Here is a 6,151-nt window from a genome sequence, read left to right on the forward strand (position 1 = left end):
AAGATCAGAATGCTACGGTGAATACGTTCCCGGGCCTTGTACACACCGCCCGTCACACCATGGGAGTGGGCTGCAAAAGAAGTAGGTAGTTTAACCTTCGGGAGGACGCTTACCACTTTGTGGTTCATGACTGGGGTGAAGTCGTAACAAGGTAGCCCTAGGGGAACCTGGGGCTGGATCACCTCCTTAACGATAGATACATTTGTTTRTTAGTGTCCACACACATTGCATGGTTAGAAAGTAAGAGAGKTTAGAAAAGGTTCCCAAACCTTTTCATACTCGGATTGGGTCTGTAGCTCAGTTGGTTAGAGCGCACCCCTGATAAGGGTGAGGTCGGTGGTTCAAATCCACTCAGACCCACCAGTCCGAAAAAGAAACACTCGATGGGGTTATAGCTCAGCTGGGAGAGCGCCTGCCTTGCACGCAGGAGGTCTGCGGTTCGATCCCGCATAGCTCCACCATCTCTAAACGTATTTACTGACGTGAGTATTTTTAGACGTGGTCATTCGAGAATGATTCACACGCTCTTTAACAATTTGGAAAGCTGACTAGTAATCAATCAGCGTTATACGTAACGCTGWATGAAAACTAAATTTTAAAAGTTCTCAATATAAAACAACACATTTAAGTGTCTTGTATGTTGAGTRCATCTTCGATGTACTCTTCAATCTATTTGAGTCCGGCGAAAAAAAACCAAGAACATATTTTTGTGTTCGACTTGGTTGTTTRCCATACGAAACCCTTTGGGGTTGTATGGTTAAGTGACTAAGCGTACACGGTGGATGCCTTGGCAGTCAGAGGCGATGAAGGACGTATTAACTTGCGATAAGCGTAGATTAGGCAGTAAAAGCCACTTGAGTCTACGATTTCCGAATGGGGAAACCCACTTGCATAAGCAAGTATTGCTGCGTGAATACATAGCGCAGTGAGGCAAACCGGGGGAACTGAAACATCTAAGTACCCCGAGGAAGAGAAATCAACCGAGATTCCGAAAGTAGCGGCGAGCGAAATTGGATTAGCCCTTAAGCTYTTTTAGCGTTAGGTGAATGTTCTGGAAAGGACAGCGATACAGGGTGATAGCCCCGTAACCGACARCGCAATTAGAGTGAAAACGAGTAAGGCGGGACACGTGATATCCTGTTTGAAYATGGGGGGACCATCCTCCAAGGCTAAATACTACTGACTGACCGATAGTGAACCAGTACCGTGAGGGAAAGGCGAAAAGAACCCCTGTGAGGGGAGTGAAATAGAACCTGAAACCGTGTACGTACAAGCAGTAGGAGCATACTTGTTATGTGACTGCGTACCTTTTGTATAATGGGTCAGCGACTTAATTTTAGTAGCAAGGTTAACCGTTTAGGGGAGCCGTAGGGAAACCGAGTCTTAACTGGGCGTACAGTTGCTAGGATTAGACCCGAAACCAGGTGATCTAGCCATGGGCAGGTTGAAGGTGAGGTAACACTTACTGGAGGACCGAACCGACTAATGTTGAAAAATTAGCGGATGACTTGTGGCTAGGGGTGAAAGGCCAATCAAACCTGGAGATAGCTGGTTCTCCCCGAAATCTATTTAGGTAGAGCCTCGGAYGAATACTACTGGGGGTAGAGCACTGTTAAGGCTAGGGGGTCATCCCGACTTACCAACCCTTTGCAAACTCCGAATACCAGTAAGTACTATCCGGGAGACACACGGCGGGTGCTAACGTCCGTCGTGGAGAGGGAAACAACCCAGACCGCCAGCTAAGGTCCCAAAGTTATAGCTAAGTGGGAAACGATGTGGGAAGGCTCAGACAGCCAGGATGTTGGCTTAGAAGCAGCCATCATTTAAAGAAAGCGTAATAGCTCACTGGTCGAGTCGGCCTGCGCGGAAGATGTAACGGGGCTAAGCTATACACCGAAGCTGCGGCAGYGCAATTTATTGTRCTGGGTAGGGGAGCGTTCTGTAAGCCGTTGAAGGTGAATCGTAAGGTTTGCTGGAGGTATCAGAAGTGCGAATGCTGACATGAGTAACGATAAAGGGGGTGAAAAACCTCCTCGCCGGAAGACCAAGGGTTCCTGTCCAACGTTAATCGGGGCAGGGTAAGTCGACCCCTAAGGCGAGGCCGAAAGGCGTAGTCGATGGGAAACGGGTTAATATTCCCGTACTTATTATAACTGCGATGGGGGGACGGAGAAGGCTAGGTAGGCCGGGCGATGGTTGTCCCGGTTCAAAGGTGTAGGCTGTATTCTTAGGCAAATCCGGGAATACATTAGGCTGAGACCTGATGTCGAGCTRCTACGGYAGTGAAGCTATTGATGCCATACTTCCAGGAAAAGCCTCTAAGCTTCAGGTTATAAGAAATCGTACCCCAAACCGACACAGGTGGTCGAGTAGAGAATACTAAGGCGCTTGAGAGAACTCGGGTGAAGGAACTAGGCAAAATGGTACCGTAACTTCGGGAGAAGGTACGCTCTTGGCGGTGATGAGACTTGCTCTCTAAGCTGCTAGGAGTCGCAGATACCAGGTGGCTGCAACTGTTTATTAAAAACATAGCACTGTGCAAAATCGCAAGATGACGTATACGGTGTGACGCCTGCCCGGTGCCGGAAGGTTAATTGATGGGGTTATACTTCGGTAGAAGCTCTTGATCGAAGCCCCGGTAAACGGCGGCCGTAACTATAACGGTCCTAAGGTAGCGAAATTCCTTGTCGGGTAAGTTCCGACCTGCACGAATGGCGTAATGATGGCCACGCTGTCTCCACCCGAGACTCAGTGAAATTGAAATCGCTGTGAAGATGCAGTGTACCCGCGGCTAGACGGAAAGACCCCGTGAACCTTTACTACAGCTTGGCACTGAACATTGACCCTACATGTGTAGGATAGGTGGGAGGCTTTGATATATGGGCGCTAGCTCATATGGAGCCGTCCTTGAAATACCACCCTTGTATGCTTGATGTTCTAACGTAGGTCCCTTATCGGGATTGCGGACAGTGCCTGGTGGGTAGTTTGACTGGGGCGGTCTCCTCCCAAAGAGTAACGGAGGAGCACGAAGGTGGGCTAATCACGGTTGGACATCGTGAGGTTAGTGCAATGGCATAAGCCCGCTTGACTGCGAGAATGACAATTCGAGCAGGTACGAAAGTAGGTCATAGTGATCCGGTGGTTCTGAATGGAAGGGCCATCGCTCAACGGATAAAAGGTACTCCGGGGATAACAGGCTGATACCGCCCAAGAGTTCATATCGACGGCGGTGTTTGGCACCTCGATGTCGGCTCATCACATCCTGGGGCTGAAGTCGGTCCCAAGGGTATGGCTGTTCGCCATTTAAAGTGGTACGCGAGCTGGGTTTAGAACGTCGTGAGACAGTTCGGTCCCTATCTGCCGTGGGCGTTGGATGATTGAAGGGGGCTGCTCCTAGTACGAGAGGACCGGAGTGGACGAACCTCTGGTGTTCGGGTTGTCATGCCAATGGCATTGCCCGGTAGCTAAGTTCGGAATCGATAACCGCTGAAAGCATCTAAGCGGGAAGCGAGCCCTGAGATGAGTCATCCCTGACGCTTTAAGCGTCCTAAAGGGTTGTTGGAGACTACAACGTTGATAGGCCAGGTGTGTAAGTGCTGCGAGGCATTGAGCTAACTGGTACTAATTGCCCGTGAGGCTTAACCATACAACACCCAAGTGGTTTTGTTCGGATTCAAATAAGATRAGCGCTTAAGTGTGTTTTGAGAAAYTTTAAGATTTAGTCGATTGCTAAGAACTTTCCGAATTGTAAGAATTTGCTTGGCGACCTTAGCGCTGTGGACCCACCTGATCCCTTGCCGAACTCAGAAGTGAAACGCAGTAGCGCCGATGGTAGTGTGGGGTTTCCCCATGTGAGAGTAGGACATCGCCAGGCTCTGAATTTATAATGGCCCGAACAGACGTTCGGGCTTTTATTCGCTCAAAAAATGAGCGCAGTCAATATAGTGTTTTGAATTGTGAAAATAATCAAAATTTTATCTTGACTGACACTAGGAATCGCGTAATATACGCCTCCTGACTTGCTGCAGCGGTAACGCTAAGGCATTGAAGTCAAAGCTCTTTAACAATTTGACCATGCAATTTGTGTGGGCACTCGTGAATRGATTATCAAAAAATAATCTCAATGAACTGAGTGGCCTTAATCAATRAGTTTCGACTTATTGACACAGTCAAATCGTTCAAACGAAAGTTTGAACAAAATCAGTAATAATCATTGAGCGTTGTTTTCTCTTTTAGCAAGAGAARCAACAATGAAAAAACTTTAATTGAAGAGTTTGATCATGGCTCAGATTGAACGCTGGCGGCAGGCTTAACACATGCAAGTCGGGCGGAAACGATGATAGCTTGCTATCAGGCGTCGAGCGGCGGACGGGTGAGTAATGCCTGGGAATATACCTTAATGTGGGGGATAACTATTGGAAACGATAGCTAATACCGCATAACCTCTTCGGAGTAAAGCAGGGGACCTTCGGGCCTTGCGCGTTAAGATTAGCCCAGGTGAGATTAGCTAGTTGGTGGGGTAAAGGCTCACCAAGGCGACGATCTCTAGCTGGTCTGAGAGGATGATCAGCCACACTGGAACTGAGACACGGTCCAGACTCCTACGGGAGGCAGCAGTGGGGAATATTGCACAATGGGGGAAACCCTGATGCAGCCATGCCGCGTGTATGAAGAAGGCCTTCGGGTTGTAAAGTACTTTCAGTCGTGAGGAAGGTTAAGTAGTTAATATCTGCTTAGCTTGACGTTAGCGACAGAAGAAGCTCCGGCTAACTCCGTGCCAGCAGCCGCGGTAATACGGAGGGAGCGAGCGTTAATCGGAATTACTGGGCGTAAAGCGCATGCAGGCGGTTTATTAAGTCAGATGTGAAAGCCCCGGGCTCAACCTGGGAAAGTCATTTGAAACTGGTAAACTAGAGTCTTGTAGAGGGGGGTAGAATTTCAGGTGTAGCGGTGAAATGCGTAGAGATCTGAAGGAATACCAGTGGCGAAGGCGGCCCCCTGGACAAAGACTGACGCTCAGATGCGAAAGCGTGGGGAGCAAACGGGATTAGATACCCCGGTAGTCCACGCCGTAAACGATGTCTACTTGAAGGTTGTGGCCTTGAGCCGTGGCTTTCGGAGCTAACGCGTTAAGTAGACCGCCTGGGGAGTACGGTCGCAAGATTAAAACTCAAATGAATTGACGGGGGCCCGCACAAGCGGTGGAGCATGTGGTTTAATTCGATGCAACGCGAAGAACCTTACCTACTCTTGACATCCAGAGAATTCGCTAGAGATAGCTTAGTGCCTTCGGGAACTCTGAGACAGGTGCTGCATGGCTGTCGTCAGCTCGTGTTGTGAAATGTTGGGTTAAGTCCCGCAACGAGCGCAACCCTTATCCTTGTTTGCCAGCACRTAATGGTGGGAACTCCAGGGAGACTGCCGGTGATAAACCGGAGGAAGGTGGGGACGACGTCAAGTCATCATGGCCCTTACGAGTAGGGCTACACACGTGCTACAATGGCGCATACAGAGGGCTGCAAGCTAGCGATAGTGAGCGAATCCCAAAAAGTGCGTCGTAGTCCGGATTGGAGTCTGCAACTCGACTCCATGAAGTCGGAATCGCTAGTAATCGTAGATCAGAATGCTACGGTGAATACGTTCCCGGGCCTTGTACACACCGCCCGTCACACCATGGGAGTGGGCTGCAAAAGAAGTAGGTAGTTTAACCTTCGGGAGGACGCTTACCACTTTGTGGTTCATGACTGGGGTGAAGTCGTAACAAGGTAGCCCTAGGGGAACCTGGGGCTGGATCACCTCCTTAACGATAGATAYATTTGTTTKTTAGTGTCCACACACATTGCATGGTTAGATAAGTTACGGGGCTATAGCTCAGCTGGGAGAGCGCTTCGCTGGCAGCGAAGAGGTCTGCGGTTCGATCCCGCATAGCTCCACCACATCTAAATGTATTTAATTAAGTACATTTAGATGTGGTTATTCCTAGAGAATAGTTTCACACGCTCTTTAACAATTTGGAAAGCTGACTAGTAATCAATCAGCGTTATACGTAACGCTGAATGAAAACTAAATTTTAAAAGTTCTCAATATAAAACAACACATTTAAGTGTCTTGTATGTTGAGTGCATCTTCGATGTACTCTTCAATCTATTTG

3 tRNA genes and 4 rRNA genes are annotated in these 6,151 nt (G+C 48.7%); all 7 read left to right on the plus strand.

Annotated features, from left to right (window positions below):
* Positions 1 to 189 (plus strand): 16S ribosomal RNA (locus L4C32_RS20000); the annotation flags it as partial.
* A gap of 97 nt (positions 190 to 286) precedes the next feature.
* Positions 287 to 363 (plus strand) — tRNA-Ile (locus L4C32_RS20005).
* Between the two features lie 22 nt (positions 364 to 385).
* Positions 386 to 461, plus strand: a tRNA-Ala gene (locus L4C32_RS20010).
* Between the two features lie 294 nt (positions 462 to 755).
* A 23S ribosomal RNA gene (locus L4C32_RS20015) occupies positions 756 to 3,646 on the plus strand.
* A gap of 112 nt (positions 3,647 to 3,758) precedes the next feature.
* Positions 3,759 to 3,874: ribosomal RNA gene (gene rrf / locus L4C32_RS20020) — 5S ribosomal RNA — on the plus strand.
* Between the two features lie 388 nt (positions 3,875 to 4,262).
* Positions 4,263 to 5,803, plus strand: a 16S ribosomal RNA gene (locus tag L4C32_RS20025).
* A gap of 57 nt (positions 5,804 to 5,860) precedes the next feature.
* A tRNA-Ala gene (locus L4C32_RS20030) sits at positions 5,861 to 5,936 on the plus strand.
* Positions 5,937 to 6,151 lie beyond the last annotated feature (215 nt).

The organism is Aliivibrio kagoshimensis, from assembly GCF_050337105.1.
Lineage (GTDB): Bacteria > Pseudomonadota > Gammaproteobacteria > Enterobacterales > Vibrionaceae > Aliivibrio_A > Aliivibrio_A kagoshimensis.